Source organism: Streptomyces sp. NPDC042364, assembly GCF_056437585.1.
The window spans coordinates 586,566-606,913 of sequence record NZ_JBWKAJ010000001.1; the positions used below are offsets into that span (position 1 = coordinate 586,566).

22 protein-coding genes are annotated in these 20,348 nt (G+C 70.5%); 15 read left to right on the forward strand and 7 right to left on the reverse strand.

From position 1 onward, the window contains the following. Positions 1–267: 267 nt before the first annotated feature. Positions 268–1,182, forward strand: coding sequence for a glycoside hydrolase family 16 protein (locus AC067N_RS02490; RefSeq protein WP_478677007.1), 915 nt, complete (start codon positions 268–270; stop codon positions 1,180–1,182). A gap of 25 nt (positions 1,183–1,207) precedes the next feature. Here the strand turns inward: AC067N_RS02490 and AC067N_RS02495 are convergent, their stop codons facing one another. The 5 genes from AC067N_RS02495 to AC067N_RS02515 are packed head-to-tail and all read right to left on the reverse strand — an operon-like array spanning position 1,208 to position 6,654. Then, the gene (locus tag AC067N_RS02495; protein WP_478677008.1) at positions 1,208–3,307 is read right to left on the reverse strand and encodes an ATP-binding protein; all 2,100 of its coding nucleotides are present in this window, start codon (positions 3,305–3,307) and stop codon (positions 1,208–1,210) included. Beyond that, entirely contained in the window at positions 3,304–4,794 is a 1,491-nt protein-coding gene (locus AC067N_RS02500) for a glycosyltransferase family 2 protein (protein ID WP_478677009.1), read from the reverse strand. The genes AC067N_RS02495 and AC067N_RS02500 overlap by 4 nt, the downstream gene beginning before the upstream one ends. Further along, positions 4,791–5,891, reverse strand: a complete 1,101-nt coding sequence (locus tag AC067N_RS02505) for a HEAT repeat domain-containing protein (RefSeq protein ID WP_478677010.1) — start codon at positions 5,889–5,891, stop codon at positions 4,791–4,793. The genes AC067N_RS02500 and AC067N_RS02505 overlap by 4 nt, the downstream gene beginning before the upstream one ends. After that, positions 5,888–6,262, reverse strand: a complete 375-nt coding sequence (locus AC067N_RS02510; RefSeq protein WP_478677011.1) for a response regulator transcription factor — start codon at positions 6,260–6,262, stop codon at positions 5,888–5,890. The genes AC067N_RS02505 and AC067N_RS02510 overlap by 4 nt, the downstream gene beginning before the upstream one ends. Then, positions 6,262–6,654 carry a response regulator gene (locus AC067N_RS02515; RefSeq protein WP_478677012.1) on the reverse strand — a complete coding sequence of 131 codons (393 nt, stop codon included), beginning with the start codon at positions 6,652–6,654 and terminating at the stop codon, positions 6,262–6,264. The genes AC067N_RS02510 and AC067N_RS02515 overlap by 1 nt, the downstream gene beginning before the upstream one ends. Before the next feature lie 214 nt (positions 6,655–6,868). On the opposite strand from AC067N_RS02515, the gene AC067N_RS02520 reads away from it, so the two are divergent. The 8 genes from AC067N_RS02520 to AC067N_RS02555 all read left to right on the forward strand — a co-directional run bounded on the left by AC067N_RS02520 (position 6,869) and on the right by AC067N_RS02555 (position 13,495). Further along, on the forward strand, positions 6,869–7,600 hold the full coding sequence (locus tag AC067N_RS02520; protein ID WP_478677013.1) for a helix-turn-helix transcriptional regulator: 732 nt from the start codon (positions 6,869–6,871) through the stop codon (positions 7,598–7,600). After that, positions 7,597–9,021, forward strand: a complete 1,425-nt coding sequence (gene sufB / locus AC067N_RS02525) for a Fe-S cluster assembly protein SufB (protein ID WP_055537499.1) — start codon at positions 7,597–7,599, stop codon at positions 9,019–9,021. The genes AC067N_RS02520 and sufB overlap by 4 nt, the downstream gene beginning before the upstream one ends. Positions 9,022–9,110: 89 nt before the next feature. Next, on the forward strand, positions 9,111–10,343 hold the full coding sequence (gene sufD / locus AC067N_RS02530; RefSeq protein ID WP_478677014.1) for a Fe-S cluster assembly protein SufD: 1,233 nt from the start codon (positions 9,111–9,113) through the stop codon (positions 10,341–10,343). Further along, positions 10,340–10,660, forward strand: coding sequence for a non-heme iron oxygenase ferredoxin subunit (locus AC067N_RS02535; RefSeq protein ID WP_055514965.1), 321 nt, complete (start codon positions 10,340–10,342; stop codon positions 10,658–10,660). Before sufD ends, AC067N_RS02535 begins: the two co-directional genes overlap by 4 nt. 7 nt (positions 10,661–10,667) lie before the next feature. Then, the gene (gene sufC / locus AC067N_RS02540; protein ID WP_478677015.1) at positions 10,668–11,432 is read left to right on the forward strand and encodes a Fe-S cluster assembly ATPase SufC; all 765 of its coding nucleotides are present in this window, start codon (positions 10,668–10,670) and stop codon (positions 11,430–11,432) included. Continuing rightward, the gene (locus tag AC067N_RS02545) at positions 11,429–12,685 is read left to right on the forward strand and encodes a cysteine desulfurase (protein ID WP_478677016.1); all 1,257 of its coding nucleotides are present in this window, start codon (positions 11,429–11,431) and stop codon (positions 12,683–12,685) included. The genes sufC and AC067N_RS02545 overlap by 4 nt, the downstream gene beginning before the upstream one ends. A gap of 16 nt (positions 12,686–12,701) precedes the next feature. Then, entirely contained in the window at positions 12,702–13,166 is a 465-nt protein-coding gene (sufU, locus tag AC067N_RS02550; RefSeq protein ID WP_055514972.1) for a Fe-S cluster assembly sulfur transfer protein SufU, read from the forward strand. Next, positions 13,163–13,495 carry a metal-sulfur cluster assembly factor gene (locus AC067N_RS02555; protein WP_055514975.1) on the forward strand — a complete coding sequence of 111 codons (333 nt, stop codon included), beginning with the start codon at positions 13,163–13,165 and terminating at the stop codon, positions 13,493–13,495. Before sufU ends, AC067N_RS02555 begins: the two co-directional genes overlap by 4 nt. A 69-nt stretch (positions 13,496–13,564) precedes the next feature. Here the strand turns inward: AC067N_RS02555 and AC067N_RS02560 are convergent, their stop codons facing one another. Next, the gene (locus tag AC067N_RS02560; RefSeq protein WP_478677017.1) at positions 13,565–14,470 is read right to left on the reverse strand and encodes an AbfB domain-containing protein; all 906 of its coding nucleotides are present in this window, start codon (positions 14,468–14,470) and stop codon (positions 13,565–13,567) included. A 329-nt stretch (positions 14,471–14,799) separates the two neighbouring features. Between AC067N_RS02560 and AC067N_RS02565 the strand changes: the two genes are divergently transcribed. From AC067N_RS02565 to AC067N_RS02590, 6 genes are all read left to right on the forward strand, one after another. Continuing rightward, the gene (locus tag AC067N_RS02565; protein WP_478677018.1) at positions 14,800–15,120 is read left to right on the forward strand and encodes a DMT family transporter; all 321 of its coding nucleotides are present in this window, start codon (positions 14,800–14,802) and stop codon (positions 15,118–15,120) included. Then, entirely contained in the window at positions 15,120–15,656 is a 537-nt protein-coding gene (locus AC067N_RS02570; protein ID WP_478677019.1) for a TetR/AcrR family transcriptional regulator, read from the forward strand. The genes AC067N_RS02565 and AC067N_RS02570 overlap by 1 nt, the downstream gene beginning before the upstream one ends. A 351-nt stretch (positions 15,657–16,007) precedes the next feature. After that, positions 16,008–16,997, forward strand: a complete 990-nt coding sequence (gene dapD / locus AC067N_RS02575; RefSeq protein WP_478677020.1) for a 2,3,4,5-tetrahydropyridine-2,6-dicarboxylate N-succinyltransferase — start codon at positions 16,008–16,010, stop codon at positions 16,995–16,997. Between the two features lie 117 nt (positions 16,998–17,114). Continuing rightward, positions 17,115–17,339, forward strand: a complete 225-nt coding sequence (locus AC067N_RS02580; RefSeq protein WP_478677021.1) for a hypothetical protein — start codon at positions 17,115–17,117, stop codon at positions 17,337–17,339. A gap of 172 nt (positions 17,340–17,511) precedes the next feature. Then, entirely contained in the window at positions 17,512–18,066 is a 555-nt protein-coding gene (locus tag AC067N_RS02585; protein ID WP_478677022.1) for a SigE family RNA polymerase sigma factor, read from the forward strand. Next, positions 18,063–19,280, forward strand: a complete 1,218-nt coding sequence (locus tag AC067N_RS02590) for a WD40 repeat domain-containing protein (protein WP_478677023.1) — start codon at positions 18,063–18,065, stop codon at positions 19,278–19,280. The genes AC067N_RS02585 and AC067N_RS02590 overlap by 4 nt, the downstream gene beginning before the upstream one ends. Before the next feature lie 96 nt (positions 19,281–19,376). Here AC067N_RS02590 and dapA read toward each other — a convergent pair whose 3' ends face one another. Next, complete coding sequence (gene dapA / locus AC067N_RS02595; protein WP_478677024.1) at positions 19,377–20,279, reverse strand: 4-hydroxy-tetrahydrodipicolinate synthase; 903 nt, start codon at positions 20,277–20,279, stop codon at positions 19,377–19,379. Between the last annotated feature and the right edge of the window lie 69 nt (positions 20,280–20,348).

The window sequence follows — 20,348 nt, forward strand, 5'->3', positions numbered from 1 at the left end:
TCACGGCCCGGGACCGGCGGGTGGGCGCACTCCTGGTCCGCCCCGCTTCGGGGGCGCGCCCGCTCATGGCGGCAGGGCCGCCGGGACCAGGTGTCTCCGTGGCCGTCGCCCGGCAGGGCGAGAACCGCCGTCTCGGAGGTTCTGGGCTGTTCGGGTGAAGCGGACTTGTCTCGCACATGCCGATCTTCTGACGGTGCTTCACTTGCCGTGGTCTGCCCCGGGCGACAAGTGGACCCCTTCTCCCTTCCCCTGAAAGGCAGTTGACGCATGATCGAATGCTCCTCGCTCACCCGGCTCAGAGCCGGGGCCGCACTCGTCGCCTGGGGCCTGCTGTGCGCGGCCCTGGTGGTGCTGCCCGCCCCGCGAGCGGAGGCCCAGCCCGTGGTCGGACCGCAGTTCTTCGACGACCTGGTCTACAGCACCCACCTCGATCCGCTCCTCGCCCAGCGGGGGTGGACCCTCAGGTCCGGCCAGGGCGGGCCGGGTGTGCCCGGCGCCACCTGGCGGCCGCAGAACATCACCTTCGCCACCGAGTCCGGCGCCTCCGTGATGACGATGCGCTCCGGCACCAACGGCACGGCGGCCGGCACCGAGCACACCGAGATCTACCAGCAGCGCAAGTTCCAGACCGGGACCTACGCGGCACGGGTGCGCTTCAGCGACGTACCGGTCTTCGGACCGGACGGCGACCGCATGGTGCAGACGTTCTTCACCATCTCGCCGCTGAACTACCCGATGGACCCGGCCTACAGCGAACTCGACTTCGAGTACCTGCCCAACGGCGGATGGGGCATCCCCGGCAGCGCGCTGCTCGCCTCCTCCTGGGAGACGTACGCGGAGGACCCGCCCCAGGAGGAGCATGTCACCACCGAGGAGCGGGCGAGCTTCTCCGGCTGGCACGACCTCGTCATCACGGTCGACGGCACGGCCGTCACCTATTACATCGACGGCCGGCTCTTCGCCACGCACACGGAGCCCTACCTGCCCGAGTCGATGATGAGCATCCGCTTCAACCACTGGCTGATCAACCTGACGGGGATCAACAGCAGGAAGACACGGGCGTACGAGGAGAAGGTCGACTACGTGTACTTCGCCCAGGACCAGGTGCTGAGCCCGTCGGAGGTGGCGGCCGTCGTCGACGACTACCGGTCGCGCGGGGTGACCTTCGAGGACTCCGTCTGACGGGATCACGTACGACGGGGCGGTCTCAGGAGGAGCCCGCCCCGTTCCCGCCGCTGATCGGCAGCCGGGCGGTGAAGGTGGTGCCCCGGCCCTCCTCGGAGTGCACCTCCATCTCGCCGCCGTGGTTCGCCACGATGGTGTGGACGATGGTCAGCCCCAGCCCCGTGCCCGGAATGGCCGCGTCGGTGGCGTTCGAGGCGCGGAAGAACCGCTGGAACAGCCTCTCCTGCTCGGCCGCGGGAATGCCGATGCCGGTGTCGCTGACCGTGAGGACCGCCTCTCCGTCGCGGGCCTCGGCGCGTACGGTGACCTTCCCGCCCTCCGGGGTGAACTTCACGGCGTTGGACAGCAGGTTCATCAGGACCCGGTCCAACTGGTCGCCGTCCGCCTCCAGCACCAGGGGACGGGAGGCGCAGCGTGTCTCCAGGGCCACCGAGGCGGCCTCGGCGGCCGGGCGGATCGCGTCGGCCGCCGACGCCACCAGGCCGTGCAGGTCCACCGGCTTCTTCATGGAGCCGAAGGTCCCCGACTCGATGCGGGAGAGGGTGAGGAGATCCTCGATGAGTGCCCGCAGGCGGTTGGCGTTGCGGTCCACGACGTCCAGCATCCGCAGCTGCGGCGGGGTGAGGGGCCCGGTCTCCTCGTCCTTCAGCAGCTCGATGTACCCCACGATGCTGGTCAGCGGGGTACGCAGCTCATGGGAGACGGTGGACAGGAAGTCGCTCTTGGCCTTGTCCAGGGCACGCAGCTTCTCGACCAGACTGGTCTCCTTCTCGTACAGCAGGGAGGTGTGCAGCGCACGGCCCACACCGCTGGCCATGGACTCGGCGATCTCCACCTCCACCGGACGCCAGGCGCGGTCGCCGCCGGTACGGGCCACACACACGGCGCCGATCGGTTCCTCGCCGACCCCGATCGGTGTGACCACCGCCGACTCCAGGCCCAGCGTCGCCGCGGCTCTGCGGTTCTCGGCAGGCATACCGACCTGCCCGAAGGACCCCGGGGCACCTGTCATCGGCGTGGTGCCGGACAGATACCGGGGCAGGTCGGCGGCCAGCCAGACCGTTCCCCGCCGGTAGTGGTCGCGGACCACGTCCGCCGGGAGCGGGGGTATGGCCCGGGCCTCCGCGTCGGGGAGCAGACCACGCTCGGCGGACCACACCCGGGCCAGGGGGAAGGCGGCGCCGCCGTCCTCGACGAGCATGATGAAGACGTAGTCCGCGCCGATGACCTCGCCCATACCGCCGCACGCGGTGTCGAGGACGTAGTTCACGTCGAGGCGGTCCCTGATCCGGATGCCGAGCTCGCGCGCCGCCTGCGAGAGGCTCGCGCGTTCCCGCTCGACCCCGCGCAGCCGGTCGCTCTCATCGGCGAGCACGTTGACCGACCGGGCCACCGCCCTGATCTCCTCCGGCCCCGCTTCCCGCGCCCGCGCCGAATGGTCGCCCGCCGCCAGCCGGCCGAGCGTCTGAGCGGTGCTCCTGAGCGGCCTGGTCAGGGCGCGAGTGGTGCGCACGGACGCCAGGACGGCCACCGCCCCGCCCACCGCGAGCAGGACGCCGATGCCCACGATGCTGGCCTCCAGGATGCGGTCGGCCCGCTGCTCCAGACGGTTCATCTCCCGTGCGAGGGTCAGGTCGAGACGCCGGTTGGTGGCTTCGAAGGCGGTGAACCGCCGGGCCGCCTGAACGGTCAGCCGGTTCGCCTCGTCGCTGCCGGGAGCGGCCCTCGCCTGCCGGTCCGCTACGGCCACATAGGCCCGCAGCTCCGCTTCCTGCACCGACAGGTTCCTCCGGGCCGCACTGGTGGTGTCCCGGCGGGCCGCTGCGATGACGGCGAAGGACTGCTCACGGGCGCGTTCATAGGCCGCGAACTCCGCCTCGTCGCCCGTGAGGAGGTAGGTGCGCACGGCGCGGTGCATGCGGCTCGCCTGTTCGCGCACGCGCAGGTTCTCCCGCACCTCCGGCTCCAGTTCGGTGAGGACCCGGCTGTGCAGTCCGTCCGCCATGGACGTGGTGACCAGCGCTCCCGCCCCGACGACCAGCAGGAGTGCGATCAGCAGTGCGAAGGTCGCCGTGAGCCGGCGTCCCACCCGGACGCCGCGCCGGTGCGGGGCCGTCCTCATGTCCGCTCCTCGCCTTCCGGGGTCCGTTCGGAGCCGAAGCCGCTGCGTGCCATCGAGCCCCACTCCTGCGGGGCGCGGTTCAGCGCGTCCCACATGCCCCGCAGCCGCCACCAGGCCGTGAACTGGCGATAGCCGACGTTCTCGACGGCGACACCGACGAAAGCGCCCCACACGTCACGCCACCGCGAGAACCGGTGGTACGCGTACTCCTCCACCGCGACCGACACCAGGCTGACGACCATGGCGTAGACATACGCGGCGAGCAGGAAGCGCCACAGGAAGGTCACGTCGACCGCGCCGAGCAGGACACCGAGGGGCACCAGCACCAGCCCGGCCAGCTCCACCAGTGGGGCCGCCAGCTCGAAGAGCACGTAGAACGGCATGGCCATCGTCCCGATGCGGCCGTACCGCGGGTTGCCGATCATGCGGCGGTGCTTGAGCAGGATCTCCGTCAGCCCGCGCTGCCACCGCCGCCGCTGGCGCCCCAGGACCCGCAGCCGGGAGGGTGCCTCGCTCCAGGAGATCGGCTCCGTGACGAAGACGATGCGGTAGTCGCCGTTGCCACGGCCCTGTTCCCTCATGTGCCGGTGGAGGCGGACGACCAGCTCCGCGTCCTCGCCGATGCAGTCCGGGTCCATCCCGCCCACCGCCACCACCGCGTCCCGCCGGAACAGGCCGAAGGCACCGGCGATGATCAGCAGTCCGCCGACCTTGGACCATCCGGTCCGGCCCAGGAAGAAGCCGCGCAGATACTCGACGACCTGCGCCCGGCCGAGCGGGTCGGCGGGGACGTGCGCCTCGACGACGCGTCCCGCCTTCACGGTGCAGCCGTTGGCGATACCCACCACACCCCCGGTGGCGATCACCCGCAGCGGATCGTCGCTGAACGGCTTGGCCACCGCGAGCAGCGCCTGGGAGTCGAGGATGGAGTCCGCGTCCACCATGCACACCAGCGGGTAGCGGGCCAGGTTGATCCCGACGTTGAGCGCGTCGGCCTTGCCGCCGTTCTCCTTGCGGGCCACCACCAGCGGCACCGGGCCGCCCCTGGGCAGATGCAGTGAGACGACCGAGCCCCGGGTGGGGACGTCGTCAGGAACGACATGGTCCACCTCGGCGAGGTCGAAGGCCTCGGCGAGGGCCTCAAGGGTGCCGTCGGTGGAGCCGTCGTCGACGACGATGACCTCGAACGCCGGATAGTGCAGCAGCAGCATGGCCCGTACGGCCTCCGTGATGCCCGCCGCCTCGTTGTACGCGGGCATGATCACCGAGACGGGCGGGGTGAAGGGGCTGCCCGCTGCGTCCTCGTAGCCCGCGAAAGGCGACCGGCGCATTCTCCTGGCGATCTCCCCGAGGGCGACGAGGTTGAGCAGCAGATGCCCGGTGTTGATGGCCACGAAGTACAGGATGATGGCGGTGTCGCACACCGTGATCACGTGGTGCAGGGCACCCAGCGGTCCCTCCCAGAAGCCGTCGGCCGCGACGATCACAGGCTCACCTCCACCAGGACGTCATGGCGCGTGCCGCCGACGGAGGCCTCCGCGAGCACGGCCCTGGCCTGGGCGGCCGCCCGCGTGCCGGGGCGGTCGCGGACGGCGCCGCGCAGCGCCGCCTCGCCCGTCGGGCCGAGCCGCAGCAGGGCACGCGCCGCGGTGCCGGCCGCGTGCGGGTCGGGATCGCCGAGCAGCGTGGCCAGGGGGTCCGTCGCGGCCTCCGCGCCCAGACTGCCCAGGGCACCGGCCGCCACGATGCGCAGGGCGGCCGGCCGGCCGGGGCGGATGGCCGCCAGCAGCGGCTCCAGGCCGTCGGGCATGCCCAGCCTGCCCAGCGCGCGCGCCGCCCGGATGCGGACCTCGGTGGCGGGGTCCTCGCGCAGGGCCCGGACGATGTCGGGGGTGCGGGCGATCGCACCGGTCACCCCGAGCACCTCCACGGCCACGGCCCGCACAAGGGGCACCGGATCCCGGAGCCCGGCCGCGACCTGCTGCCACGCGTCGGCCCCGAGAGAGGTCAGCGCCGCGGTGATGATCTTGGGTGACACGGCACGCGGCCCGTACAGGCTGCCCAGCAGATGCGGGACGGCCGCCGGATCATCCGTCCGGCCCAGCGCCCGTGCCGCGGCCAGCCGCACCTCCCGGTCCCGGTCGTCGAGCAGACGGCACAGCGACGGGGTGGCCGGACGGTGGCGCAGCTGCCCGAGCACCTGTGCGGCGCGCCCCCGCCGGACCGCACTGCGGCTGCCCAGGTCGGCGACGGCCGCCGCGGCCGAGCCGCGCATCTCGTAGAGCAGGACCAGTGCCGTGCGGGCCCTGCCGGACACCTTGCCCAGCATGGCCGCCACGGTCGGCTCCAGCGCCGCCCAGGTGCGCCGGTCGATCCGCGCCATGCGCTCCAGCAGCTCGCCGTGCTCCTCCTCCGGTGCGCACAGCAGCTCCAGCAGCAGGCCGCGCACCGGTGCCGCGATCCGCTCACGTCGGCGCCTGCGGAACGTACGGGCCCCGCGGATGCCCGCGACCAGCAGACTCAGTGCCAGCCCCACGGCCAGCAGGTACAGCAGCGCGCCGGTGACGAAGTCGAGCGGGATCACCGCTCGGCCCGGGTGAGCACCGCGTTGACCCGGCTGGACAGCTCGCGCGGGCTGAAGGGCTTGACGATGTAGTCGTCGGCGCCCGCCGAGAAGCCGAGCTCGACGTCTCCCTCCTGGGAACGGGCGGTGATCAGGATGACCGGGAGCGACGCCGTCGCCTCCGCGGCGCGCAGTTCGCGGCAGACGTCCAGCCCCGACATCCCCGGCATCCGGATGTCGAGAAGCACCAGATCCGGCGGACGCTCGCGCAGTACGCGCAGCGCGGCCATGCCGTCCTCCACGGCCGTCACCTGGTGGCCGCTCTGCGTCAGCTTGAACGCGACGAGATCCCGGATGTCGGCGTCGTCGTCGGCTACCAGCACACGGGCCATTACTCCTCCTGCGATGCGGAACTGCGGTGGGAGGCGACGAGGCGTGCCACCGCCGCCTGCCGGAAGGGCTTCGCCAGCAGTCCGTCCGTCGGGAGCTCGACCAGGTCCTGCGGGTCGAGCACGGAGGTGACGACGAGGCGGCACCGCTTCGTCCGCTCGTCCGCTCGCATTCTGCGGATGACCTCCCGCCCGTCGATGCCGGGCAGCAGGATGTCGACGATCGCCATGTCCGGGGGATCGGCGAACGCCAGGTCGAGCCCCTTCTCACCCGAAGCCGCGGTCGACACCCGGCAGCCGAGGGCGCCCAGATGCCGCGTCAACAGGGCACTGACGTCCTGGTCGTCGTCGATCACCAGGACGTGCAGGGGACCGCGCTCAACGTCCATCGCCATCCCGATCAGTAGGCGGATGCTTACAAATTAGGATCATTTGGTATCTCTCGCCACATGAGGAGCACGCGCGCCACACCGGCATCCGCAGCCACCCGGTGAACGACCGAAGATCGTTTCCGCAGGTCGGATTAGGTATGCCTAAGTGATGCAGGGCACGGCGGGGTGCGCCGGGCGCGGCTTGCCCGGCCCGGAAGAATTACGCAACAATGGCGTTGTGAAAAACGTGGGCGCGGCTCCGCAGGAGGAACTCGCGACCGGTGAGCGATCGACACGCAACCGGGTCGCGCGCTCCATCCTGGACCACGGTCCGTCCACCGTGGCCGACCTGGCCGGTCGGCTCGGCCTGACCCAGGCGGCCGTCCGCCGGCACCTCGACGCACTGGTCGCCGACGATGTCGTGCAGCCCCGTGAGCAGCGCGTCTACGGGACGCGCACGCGCGGGCGCCCGGCCAAGGTCTTCGCCCTGACGGACTGCGGCCGCGACGCCTTCGACCAGTCGTACGACAAGCTCGCCGCGGACGCGCTCCGCTGGATCGCGGACCGGGAGGGCGGGGAGCAGGCCGTCGCCGCCTTCGCCCGCGCCCGGGTCGCCGCGCAGTCGGGCGAGTACCGCAAGGCCGTCGAGGCCGCCGCGCCCGAAGAGAAGACCGAAGCCCTGGCCAAGGCCTTGAGCGCGGACGGGTACGCTGCTACGGCACGCAGTGCCCCCCATCCCCACCAGGGTGAGCAGCTCTGCCAGCACCACTGCCCGGTAGCCCATGTGGCCGAGCAGTTCCCGCAGCTCTGCGAGGCCGAGACCGAGCTCTTCGCCGAACTGCTCGGTACGCACGTCCAGCGGCTGGCCACCATCGCCCACGGCGACGGCGTCTGCACGACGTTCATCCCCAGAGTTTCCAAGTCAGCCACCAACGCATCTGCAAGCACGGCCGGGAGGAACCCCGCATGACTCTCCCCATCGAGGAGACCGCCCACCCTGAGCTCGAGGGCCTGGGTAAGTACGAATACGGCTGGGCGGACTCCGACGAGGCCGGTGCCGCGGCGAAGCGCGGTCTGAACGAGGACGTCGTCCTCGACATCTCCGGCAAGAAGTCCGAGCCGGAGTGGATGACCAAGCTGCGCCTCAAGGGCCTGAAGCTCTTCGAGAAGAAGCCCATGCCGAACTGGGGCTCGGACCTCTCCGGCATCGACTTCGACAACATCAAGTACTTCGTGCGCTCCACGGAGAAGCAGGCGGAGTCCTGGGAGGACCTGCCCGAGGACATCAAGAACACCTACGACAAGCTCGGCATCCCCGAGGCGGAGAAGCAGCGCCTCGTCGCCGGTGTCGCCGCCCAGTACGAGTCGGAGGTCGTCTACCACCAGATCCGCGAGGACCTGGAGGAGCAGGGCGTCATCTTCCTCGACACCGACACCGCCCTGAAGGAGCACCCGGAGCTCTTCAAGGAGTACTTCGGCACGGTCATCCCCGCCGGTGACAACAAGTTCGCCGCGCTGAACACCGCCGTGTGGTCCGGCGGCTCCTTCATCTACGTGCCGAAGGGCGTGCACGTCGAGATCCCGCTCCAGGCCTACTTCCGCATCAACACGGAGAACATGGGCCAGTTCGAGCGGACCCTGATCATCGTCGACGAGGGCGCCTACGTGCACTACGTCGAGGGCTGTACGGCCCCGATCTACAAGTCGGACTCGCTGCACTCCGCGGTCGTCGAGATCATCGTCAAGAAGAACGCCCGCTGCCGCTACACGACCATCCAGAACTGGTCGAACAACGTCTACAACCTGGTCACCAAGCGCGCCGTCGCCTACGAGGGCGCCACCATGGAGTGGATCGACGGCAACATCGGCTCCAAGGTGACGATGAAGTACCCGGCCGTCTACCTGATGGGCGAGCACGCCAAGGGTGAGACGCTCTCCATCGCCTTCGCGGGCGAGGGCCAGCACCAGGACGCCGGCGCCAAGATGGTCCACATGGCCCCCAACACGTCCTCGAACATCGTCTCGAAGTCCGTGGCGCGCGGCGGTGGCCGCACCTCCTACCGCGGTCTGATCGAGATCGGCGAGGGCGCCCCGGGCTCCAAGTCGAACGTGCTGTGCGACGCGCTGCTCGTCGACACCATCTCCCGTTCGGACACGTACCCGTACGTCGACGTCCGTGAGGACGACGTGTCCATGGGCCACGAGGCGACGGTCTCCAAGGTCTCCGAGGACCAGCTCTTCTACCTGATGAGCCGCGGTCTGTCGGAGGACGAGGCCATGGCGATGATCGTGCGCGGCTTCGTCGAGCCGATCGCCAAGGAGCTGCCCATGGAGTACGCGCTGGAGCTCAACCGGCTGATCGAGCTGCAGATGGAAGGCGCGGTCGGCTGACCCCAGACCTTCCGGTCCAGCAGCAGGCGGCCCGCCTCTCCGGGGCGGGCCGAAGATCGTAAACGTAGGAAGAGAGCAGACCGACAGCCATGGCTGAGGCTCAGAACTCCCCCAAGTCCTCGACTTCGCTCGGACAGGGGGGACCCCCACCGGCGGGCTCCACCACCGCTGGCTCGATCGCGGTGGCCGCCGAGTCGACCGTCGTCTCGCGCATGAGCGCGCCCCCGTCCTTCGACGTGGCGGACTTCCCCGTGCCGCACGGCCGCGAGGAGGAGTGGCGGTTCACCCCGCTGGAGCGGCTGCGCGGGCTGCACGACGGCACCGCGGTCGCCACCGGTGACGGCCTGAAGGTCGACGTGCAGGCCCCCGAGGGCGTCACCGTCGAGACCGTCGGCCGCGACGACGCCCGCCTCGGCAAGGCCGGCACCCCGGTGGACCGCGTCGCCGCCCAGGCCTACTCGGCGTTCGAGAAGGCCGGTGTGATCACCGTCCCCAAGGAGACGGTCCTCACCGAGCCGATCCGGATCGCCGTGCACGGCGAGGGCGGCACCGCCTTCGCCCACCAGGTCATCGAGCTGGGTGCCTTCGCCGAGGCCGTCGTCGTCATCGACCACACCGGTGACGCCGTGCTCGCCGCCAACGTCGACTACGTTCTCGGTGACGGCGCCAAGCTGACCGTCGTCTCCGTCCAGGACTGGGACGACAAGGCCGTGCACATCGCCCAGCACAACGCCCTCGTCGGCCGGGACGCCTCCCTCAAGTCGGTCGTCGTCACCTTCGGCGGCGACGTCGTCCGCCTCCACCCGCGCGTCACCTACGCCGGCCCCGGCGGCGAGGCCGAGCTGTTCGGCCTGTACTTCACCGACGCCGGCCAGCACCAGGAGCACCGCCTGCTGGTCACGCACAACGTGCCGCACTGCAAGTCCAACGTGGTCTACAAGGGCGCCCTCCAGGGCGACAACGCCCACGCGGTGTGGATCGGCGACGTGCTCATCGAGGCAGCGGCCGAGGGCACCGACACCTATGAGATGAACCGCAACCTCGTCCTCACGGACGGCGCCCGCGTCGACTCCGTGCCGAACCTGGAGATCGAGACCGGCGAGATCGTCGGCGCCGGCCACGCCTCGGCGACCGGCCGCTTCGACGACGAGCAGCTCTTCTACCTGATGGCCCGCGGCATCCCCGCGGAGGAGGCCCGCCGCCTCGTCGTCCGCGGCTTCTTCGCGGAGCTGGTCCAGCAGATCGGTGTCGACGACATCGAGGAGCGCCTGCTGGAGAAGCTCGACGAGGAGCTGGAGACCGTGTCTGGATCGGGCCGATGACCACCTTCGTACGCGCCTGCGGGCTGAGCGAGCTGGAGGAGGACACCCCGAAAAGGGTGGAACTCGACGGCACGCCGGTCTCGGTCGTGCGGACCGAGGGAGAGGTGTTCGCCATCCACGACATCTGCTCCCACGCGAACGTCTCGCTCTCCGAGGGCGAGGTGGAGGACTGTCAGATCGAGTGCTGGCTGCACGGCTCCGCGTTCGACCTCCGCACCGGCAAGCCGTCCGGCCTTCCCGCGACGCGCCCCGTCCCCGTATACCCCGTAAAGATCGAAGGGGACGACGTGCTCGTCTCCCTCACCCAGGAGTCCTGAGGCACCCATGGCAACGCTTGAAATCCGAGACCTGCACGTCACCGTCGAGGCCGACAACGCCACGAAGGAGATCCTCAAGGGCGTCGACCTCACCGTGAAGCAGGGCGAGACGCACGCCATCATGGGCCCCAACGGCTCCGGCAAGTCGACCCTCGCCTACTCGCTCGCGGGTCACCCGAAGTACACGATCACCGGCGGCACCGTGCTGCTCGACGGCGAGGACGTCCTGGAGATGTCCGTCGACGAGCGCGCCCGCGCGGGCCTGTTCCTGGCGATGCAGTACCCGGTCGAGGTCCCCGGCGTCTCGGTCTCCAACTTCCTGCGGACCTCCGCCACCGCCATCCGCGGCGAGGCCCCCAAGCTGCGCACCTGGGTCAAGGAGGTCAAGGAGGCCATGCAGCGCCTCAACATGGACCCCTCCTTCGCCGAGCGCAACGTCAACGAGGGCTTCTCCGGCGGTGAGAAGAAGCGCCACGAGATCCTCCAGCTCGAACTGCTCAGGCCGAAGATCGCGATCCTCGACGAGACGGACTCCGGTCTGGACGTCGACGCGCTCCGGGTCGTCTCCGAGGGCGTCAACCGCGTCCGTGAGACCGGCGAGGTCGGCACCCTGCTGATCACGCACTACACGCGCATCCTGCGCTACATCAAGCCCGACCACGTCCACGTCTTCGCCGGCGGCAGGATCGTCGAGTCCGGTGGCCCCGAGCTCGCCGACAAGCTGGAGAACGAGGGCTACGAGGCATACACGAAGGGTGGCGCATCCGCGTGACACAGCTGCCGGGCCTCCTCGACACCGAGGCGCTCCGCAAGGACTTCCCCATCCTGGACCGTCAGGTCCACGACGGGCGGAAGCTCGTGTACCTGGACAACGCGGCGACCTCGCAGAAGCCGCGCCAGGTGCTGGACGCCCTGAGCGAGTACTACGAGCGCTACAACGCCAACGTCCACCGCGGTGTGCATGTGCTCGCCGAGGAGGCCACGGCGCTGTACGAGGGCGCGCGCGACAAGGTCGCCGCGTTCATCAACGCGCCCAGCCGCGACGAGGTCATCTTCACCAAGAACGCCTCCGAGTCGCTGAACCTCGTGGCGAACATGCTCGGCTGGGCCGACGAGCCCTACCGGGTGGACTCCGAGACCGAGATCGTCATCACGGAGATGGAGCACCACTCCAACATCGTGCCGTGGCAGCTGCTCGCGCAGCGCACGGGCGCGAAGCTGAAGTGGTTCGGCCTCACCGACGACGGCCGGCTCGACCTGTCGAACATCGACGAGGTCATCACCGAGAAGACGAAGATCGTCTCCTTCGTGCTGGTGTCCAACATCCTGGGCACGGTCAACCCGGTCGAGGCGATAGTGCGCCGGGCGCAGGAGGTCGGCGCGCTGGTCTGCATCGACGCCTCGCAGGCCGCGCCGCACATGCCGCTGGACGTCCAGGCCCTCCAGGCCGACTTCGTGGCCTTCACCGGCCACAAGATGTGCGCTCCCACCGGAATCGGCGTGCTCTGGGGCCGCCAGGAGCTGCTGGAGGACCTGCCCCCGTTCCTCGGCGGCGGCGAGATGATCGAGACGGTGTCGATGCACTCGTCGACGTACGCCCCGGCCCCGCACAAGTTCGAGGCGGGCACCCCGCCGATCGCGCAGGCGGTCGGTCTGGGCGCGGCGATCGACTACCTGAGCTCGATCGGCATGGACAAGATCCTCGCCCATGAGCACGCCCTCACCGAGTACGCGGTGAAGCGGCTCACGGAGGTCCCTGACCTGCGCATCATCGGCCCGGCCACGGCCGAGGACCGGGGCGCGGCGATCTCCTTCACGCTCGGCGACATCCACCCCCACGACGTGGGCCAGGTCCTCGACGAGCAGGGCATCGCGGTCCGGGTCGGCCACCACTGCGCCCGTCCCGTCTGCCTGCGGTACGGAATTCCCGCGACCACGCGAGCGTCGTTCTATCTGTACTCCACGCCGGCGGAGATCGACGCGCTGGTCGACGGCCTGGAGCACGTACGGAACTTCTTCGGCTGATGGGACGAGCGATCGCATGAAGCTGGACTCGATGTACCAGGAAGTCATCCTGGACCACTACAAGAACCCGCACGGGCGGGGCTTGCGGGATGGCGACGCCGAGGTGCACCACGTGAACCCCACGTGCGGCGACGAGATCACCCTGCGCGTGAAGTACGACGGTACGACCATCGAGGACGTCTCGTACGAGGGCCAGGGCTGCTCGATCAGCCAGGCCAGCGCCTCCGTGCTGAACGAGCTGCTCGTCGGCAAGGAGCTGACGGACGCGCGGCGGATCCAGGAGACCTTCCTGGAGCTGATGCAGTCCAAGGGGAAGATCGAGCCGGACGACGCGATGGAGGAGGTCCTGGAGGACGCGGTCGCGTTCGCCGGGGTCTCCAAGTACCCGGCCCGGGTCAAGTGCGCCCTCCTCAGCTGGATGGCGTGGAAGGACGCGACGGCCCAGGCGCTGGGCGCCGACGCCGAAAGGAAGACGGCATGAGCGACACCGTGGAGATGAAGCCGGCCTCCGAGGAGGAGATCCGCGAGGCCCTGTACGACGTCGTCGACCCCGAGCTGGGCATCGACGTCGTCAACCTGGGCCTGATCTACGGCATCCACATCGACGACGCGAACATCGCGACGATCGACATGACCCTGACCTCGGCGGCCTGTCCGCTGACGGATGTCATCGAGGACCAGGCCAAGTCCGCCACGGACGGCCTCGTCAACGAGCTGCGCATCAACTGGGTCTGGATGCCCCCGTGGGGCCCGGACAAGATCACGGACGACGGCCGCGAGCAGCTTCGGGCGCTCGGGTTCAACGTCTGAGACCGACCGCATGAGTGTGGCCCCCGGCGATTCCGCCGGGGGCCACACTCGTGTCCGGGTGCCGTGCCGTCAGTCGAGGCCCTTCACCAGGCGGAAGAAGAAGTCCTGCCGATTGCCGGTGTTGTAGCCGTACGGGTCCAGAACCAGCTCGAAGTTCCGGTGACGCAGCACGCGGTCGGGGTAGTTCACCGACCGGAGCATCATGGCGTCCGAGTTCGGCGACCGCACCGCACAGAAGGTCGCGTCCTGCTTGAAGAGGTTCGAGCCGTCGTCGCCGCCGACGCGGAGCCGGAAGTTCTGGTGCCTGACGTAGCGGCCGTCCGCCATGCGGAAGGAGTAGCAGTCGGACCTGGCGAGGCCGGAGACCACCTTGAAGGTGGAGTCCTCGCGGGTCTCGCTTCCGCTGTACGAACCCACCTGGTCCAGGCGGATCACCCCGCCGCTCAGGTGCCAGTACCGGTCCGGGTAGTTGACGGCCTGTACGGACTTCCTGCTGACGGACGTCGACGGCGGCTTCTTCCCGGGCGACGTCGTCTCCGAGGGCTTGGCGGTCGGCTTCGCGCCGCCCTGCTGCTTGTCGGACGAGCCGGAGTCCCCGGACTTGGAGGAGCCCTTGTCCTTGCCCTTCGAGCCGTGCTTGGCCGCCTGCGGCTCGGACAGTCCGCTCTTCCCGTCGGGGGCCGAGGTCGGCGACGCCGGGGGAAGGGAGAGCGGAGCGACCGGGTCGTCGGCCAGGGTCGTGCGGTCCGTACGGGTCTGTGACGTGTCGTCAGGACCGGAGTCCTGCAGCACGATCGCGGTCACACACGACGACACGACGGCCAGGGCGAGCGCTCCGGCCAGCCAGAGGCGGCGGGTGCCCGGTATTCGGGTGTCGTCGGGGGCGACACCGGTCTCCCACACCTTCGCGGATCTCAGCACCGGGAGGTTGGGGGTGTTCTGGTCCGGATCAGGTCCGGGCTTCGTTGGCGGCATGCGCGGTTCCCTCGGCGTCGCACAGGCGGACGCGAATTCGTCATGCGGGTCAGGGGAGATGGTGCGTGTCACCGGTGTGTGCAAACCCTTGCGGTCGTCACACAATCGGGAGATTGACCGTTGAAACAGTAGTGGACCAAGTGGTGTGCGGGGAGCCCTTTCGGAGAGCGCTTCCATAACGGAACGGCCCCGAAACGGCGGCCTCTTGGGGAGACATTCCGTGCGGGTGCCCCCGTTCGTGGACGGACGGGGGCACCCGCACGGAGCGCCGGAACCCGGTCCGCCCCTCGATGTGTACGACCGTACGCATGATGTGTACGCTAGTACACATGGGATATCTGCTGCTCGGCATCGCCATAGCCGCCGAGGTCGTGGCCACCACGGCCATGAAGTACAGCGAGGGCTTCAGCAAGCTGGGCCCGTCACTGGTCACGGGGATCGGCTATCTGGTCTCCTTCGGGCTCCTGGCCCAGGCGCTCAAGTCGATGTCGATCGGCACGGCCTACGCCATCTGGTCCGGCGTCGGTACCGCCAGCGTCGCGGCCCTCGGCCTGGTGCTCTTCGGCGAGGGGCTGGGGCTCGCCAAGGCCGCCGGGATCGCGCTGATCATCGCGGGGGTCGTCGTGCTCAACCTGGGGGGAGCCCACTGATGGCCCGGCGTCACGACCCCGAGCGGCGGCAGCGGATCATCGACGCGGCGATCCGGGTCGTCGGGGAGAAGGGCATCGCCGGGCTGAGCCACCGGAGCGTGGCCGCCGAGGCGGACGTACCGCTCGGCTCGACGACGTACCACTTCAAGACCCTGGACGACCTCATGGTGGCCGCGCTCCGGCAGGCCAACGAGGGATTCGCGCGCGCGGTCCTCGCCCGCGGCGCCCTCCGGGACCCGGAGAGCGACCTGGCCTCCGAACTCGCCTCGCTCGGCGGCGAGTGGTTCGCCGGCGACCGTACGGGCCTTGAGGTCGAGTACGAGCTGTATCTGGCCGCCCTGCGCCGCCCGGCGCTGCGCCCGGTCGCCGCCGAATGGGCCGAGGGCTTCGCCGACTGCCTCGCCCGGCGCACCGATCCGGTGACCGCGCGGGCGCTGGTCGCCCTGATCGACGGGATCTGCCTCCAGGTCCTGCTGACGGGGACACCGTACGACGAGGGGTACGCGCGGGAGGTGCTGGCGCGGGTGATCGGCTGAGGCGGACGGTTCCCCGGGGTCCGCCCAGCTGATGGGCGCCGAGGTCAAGCCGCCGCGTGGGGTGGCGGGTCTGTACCGAGCGCCGGCCACCCTGCCGGGCCTGACCGCCGTGGACCACCTGGCCGGGGACGGCCCCGGGCGGCCCGCCTCACGGGGGTGGACGGACCGCCCGCCGGCGGCTGTGCGCCGGCGGGGCGACCGGCCGTTTCGTCGACGGGGCGGCCCTGCTGCTTCGTCTGCCGGCTGTTGGTCGGCGGGGTGCCCGGTTCCCCGGCACCCTGGGTGCCCGGCTCCTGAGACGGCCGTGCAGTGGGTTGGCCTGGGCCGCCCCCGGGCGGTTAGGTTTCCCTCATGACCGACACGACTGCTCCTCGCACCACCGGCGCCGTGGCCGCCGGCCTCGCTACGATCGCCGCCGACGGCACCGTTCTCGACACCTGGTACCCCGCGCCCGAGCTCGCCGCCGAGCCGGGCCCGTCCGGCACCGAGCGTCTCGACGCCGAGCGGGCGGCCCAGCTGCTGGGCGGCGGCGCGACGGCCGCGATCGGCCAGGACACCCGCCGGGGCGTCGAGGTCGTCGCGGTCCGCACGGTCATCTCCTCGCTCGACGAGAAGCCGGTCGACACCCACGACGCGTACCTGCGCCTCCACCTGCTCTCGCACCGCCTGGTGAAGCCGCACGGCCAGAGCCTGGACGGCATCTTCGGCCTCCTCGCCAACGTCGCCTGGACCTCGCTCGGCCCCGTCGCCGTCGACGAGCTGGAGAAGGTGCGGCTCAACGCGCGCGCCGAGGGCCTGCACCTCCAGGTCACCTCCGTCGACAAGTTCCCGCGGATGACGGACTACGTGGCCCCCAAGGGCGTCCGTATCGCCGACGCCGACCGGGTCCGGCTGGGCGCGCACCTCGCCGAGGGCACCACGGTCATGCACGAGGGCTTCGTCAACTTCAACGCGGGCACCCTCGGCACGTCGATGGTCGAGGGCCGCATCTCCGCCGGTGTCGTCGTCGGCGACGGCTCGGACATCGGCGGCGGCGCCTCCACGATGGGCACGCTGTCCGGCGGCGGCAACGTCATCATCTCCATCGGCGAGCGCTGCCTGGTCGGTGCCGAGGCGGGCGTCGGCATCGCCCTCGGCGACGAATGCGTGGTCGAGGCCGGTCTGTACGTCACCGCGGGCACCCGCGTCACGATGCCCGACGGCCAGGTCGTCAAGGCCCGCGAACTCTCCGGCGCCTCGAACATCCTCTTCCGCCGCAACTCGGTCACCGGCACGGTCGAGGCCCGCCCGAACAACGCGGTCTGGGGCGGCCTGAACGAGATCCTGCACAGCCACAACTGACCCCCGGGCGACCCGTACGGGTTGATCGGCGTGACCTCCGGGCGGGGCCGGCAGATGAACTGGTGGGACGCACAGTCCTATCAGAGGCCGAACCGACGAGATGAGGGGCCGCACAGGATGAAGATCGACCGGGCGAGGACCGTGGCACGAGTGGTGACCGCAGCGGTGGGCGCGGCCGTGGTGTGCTGGCTGCCGGCCGGCGCCGCGCACGCCGACGAGACCAACACCGCCTCGCACAACGGCCCGCGAATCGGGCTCGTCAACGTCGGCCAGGTCGACGACCCGATGGAGGACGTGCTGGAGCACACCCTGCTGTTCGGCGACGGGTACCGCTGGGGATAGACCTGGCCCGCGACCAGGAGTCCGGGGCCCGCACCGCGTTCGCGCGCGGTGCGGGCCCCGGCCCGTGTCCGGGGAACTTTTTTCGGCGCTCCGGCATAGCGGCGGGCACCTCCGCGCGTCACACAGAGCACAGGGGCGGGACACAGGGCCCGCCGGGGAAGAGAAGGTGACGATGGATGCCGCAGGTCAGGAGAGTTTCCGGGTGTTCGTGGCCGGGCGGTCGTCGGCGCTGCTGAAGACCGCCGTACTGCTCAGCGGCGGTGACCGGCACGCGGCCGAGGACCTGCTGCAGAACGCGCTCATCAAGGCGGCCGGCCGCTGGCAGCGGATCGACGAACCCGAGGCGTACGTACGGCGGGTCCTGTACCGGCAGCAGATCAGCCGCTGGCGGCTGAAATGGCGGCGCAAGGAGGTCACCGTCGCCGAGCTGCCCGAGAGCGGCGCCGCCGACGGGGCGGCCGGTGTGGAACTGCGCCTGGTGATGCGCGGCGCGCTGGCCCGGCTGACCGCACGGCAGCGGACCATGCTCGTGCTGCGCTACTTCGAGGACCTGCCCGAGGCCGATGTGGCCCGCATCCTCGGCTGTTCCGTCGGGACCGTCCGGTCCACCACCCACCGTTCCCTCGCCCGGCTGCGGGAACTCGCGCCCGAACTGGCCGGTCTCGGCCCCGCCGCGGCCGAGCAACAGCCGTCCCGTGACTTCTCGCCCGTGGAGGTGCGTCCGTGAACGTCGACGAACTGGTGCGCGACTCCCTGCGGGAGCAGGCCGCCGAACAACCGCCCCTGGAGCCGGGCTTCGCCGAACGCGTGCTGAACGTACGACGCCGGCGCCGGACCCGCAGGCTCGCCTCCGTCGCCGCGGCGACCGCGGCCGTCGTCGCCGTCGCGGTCGCCGTGCCGCTGCTGGAGTCAGGCAAGGACGAGGTGCGCCTGGCCAGCGAGATGAACAAGAGCGACATCATCGCCCACCCCGACCAGTCGCCGCCGCGCGACCTGATCGCCGCCGGGGACGTGGCGCTGGCCGCGTACTACACGTTCTCCACGGTCAAGACGTCCAAGGACACCGCGGTCAGGCAGCGCACGTACCGGATCCTCGACCAGAAGACCGGAAAGTACGCGGAGGACGACCGCTGGTCCATGGTCTCGGTCGCCCCCGGCATGCGGACCGCCGCCGTCCTGGAGCGGGACCTGCCGACGCGGCGGATCGGGCTGCTCGACCTGGCCACCGGCGAGGTGGACCGCTGGATCCCGGTCGAACGGGGCGTCGCGGGCGTCGAGTTCTCGTCCGACGGCGACAAGCTCGTCGCCACCACTTACAGCAAGAACCCCGACCTGCTCACCCGTGTCGACTACGACTCCGACGGCGACGGCGAGAAGAACGACTACGACGTGGACCACACGTCCCACCGGACCGGGTTCTACGTCGTGGACGTCGACTCCGGGAAGGCCGACTGGAGCGAGGTCACCGAGGACCGGGAGGGGCTCCTCAACGCCCACCAGGACTTCGCCTTCAGCGGCGACGCCACGTCGGTGTACTCCGGGCTGACCACCGAACCGCATCAGCAGTACTACGACCTCAAGGGCGACAAGGTCCCCGCCCCGCCGGACGAGGTGTACCTGCACTGGATGGTGGGCGCGCGGCTGTCCCCGGACGGAAAGCTCGCGGCCGGTGGTTTCGCGGGCGGCGCCAGGACGACAGCGTCGTGGATCATCGACCCCCGCACCGGCAAGCCCCTCCACAAGGTGCCCGGCCAGCAACTCCTCACCTGGGTCGACAACAAGCGGCTCATCGCCTGGGACACCGCACCCGGCGACAACGAGTTCCACAACGCCCTGGTGCTCGTCACCATCGGCAGCGACAAGACGCTCCCGCTCAGCGGCACCCGCAAGGGCAACGACGGCGCCGCCGGACGCTGGAAGCCGGTCTTCGCCACCCGCTGACCACCGGCCGCCGGGGCGGGCAGGCCACTGGAGCGTGTCGGCCGCGCCTGGCCGCCCGGGGCACGCCCCATCCGCCGACCGGGCATGGGCGTGCGCTCAGGCGGCGACCAGCCCTTCGTACGCCTCCAGCAGCCCGTCGGCCACCTCTCGGCCGGCGGGCCGCAGCGGTGCCCGGACCGGGCCCGCGGGCAGGCCGAGCCGCCCGAGCAGCGCCTTCGCCGTGACGGTGCCGGGCAGGCCCGAGGCCATCAGCGCCTCCGTGAGCGGGACGGCCGCCCGCTGCAACCGCGCCGCCTCGGCGGTGTCGCCCGCGTCGAACGCGTCGACGATCGACCGGAAGTGACGGGGCGCGGCGTTGGCGACCGTGCCGATGTAGCCCGCGCCGCCGAGCGCGTACAGCGCCAGCACGTACTCGTCGCAGCCCGTGTAGTACGCCAGATCCGTCTCCGCCAGCACCTTCTGGGTGCCGAGCAGGTCGTACGCGCAGTCCTTCACCGCCACGATCCGGGGGTGGGCCGCGAGCCGGATCATGGTCGCCGGTTCGATCCGGGTGCCGGTGCGGCCGGGGATGTCGTACAGGGCGAGCGGGAGGCCGCAGCGGTCGGCGAGTTCACGGAAGTGGGCCTCGACGGCGTCCTGCGGGGGCCTGCTGTAGTACGGGGTGACCGCCAGCAGGCCGTCCGCGCCCGCCTGCTCGGCGGCCAGGGCCAGCTCCACGGTGTGCCGGGTGTCGTAGGTGCCCACGCCCGCCACGATCGTGGCCCGGTTCCCGACCGCCGCCCGGACGGCGCGGATCAGCTCCGCCTTCTCGGTGTCCGTCGTGGTCGGCGCCTCACCCGTCGTACCGGACAGGACCAGCCCGTCGCAGCCCTCGGCCACCAGCCGGCCGGCGAGCCGCTGAGCCCCGTCGAGGTCGAGCGCTCCGCTCGCGGTGAACGGGGTGATCATCGCGCAGAGGGCGCGGCCGAAGGGCGCGTGGCGGTGCGTGGTGGTGGTCATGGAGGTAGTCTCGGCTCCCACATTGTGAAGCTCCACTTAATTCTTCTACGAGGTATGGGGGAGTTTTAC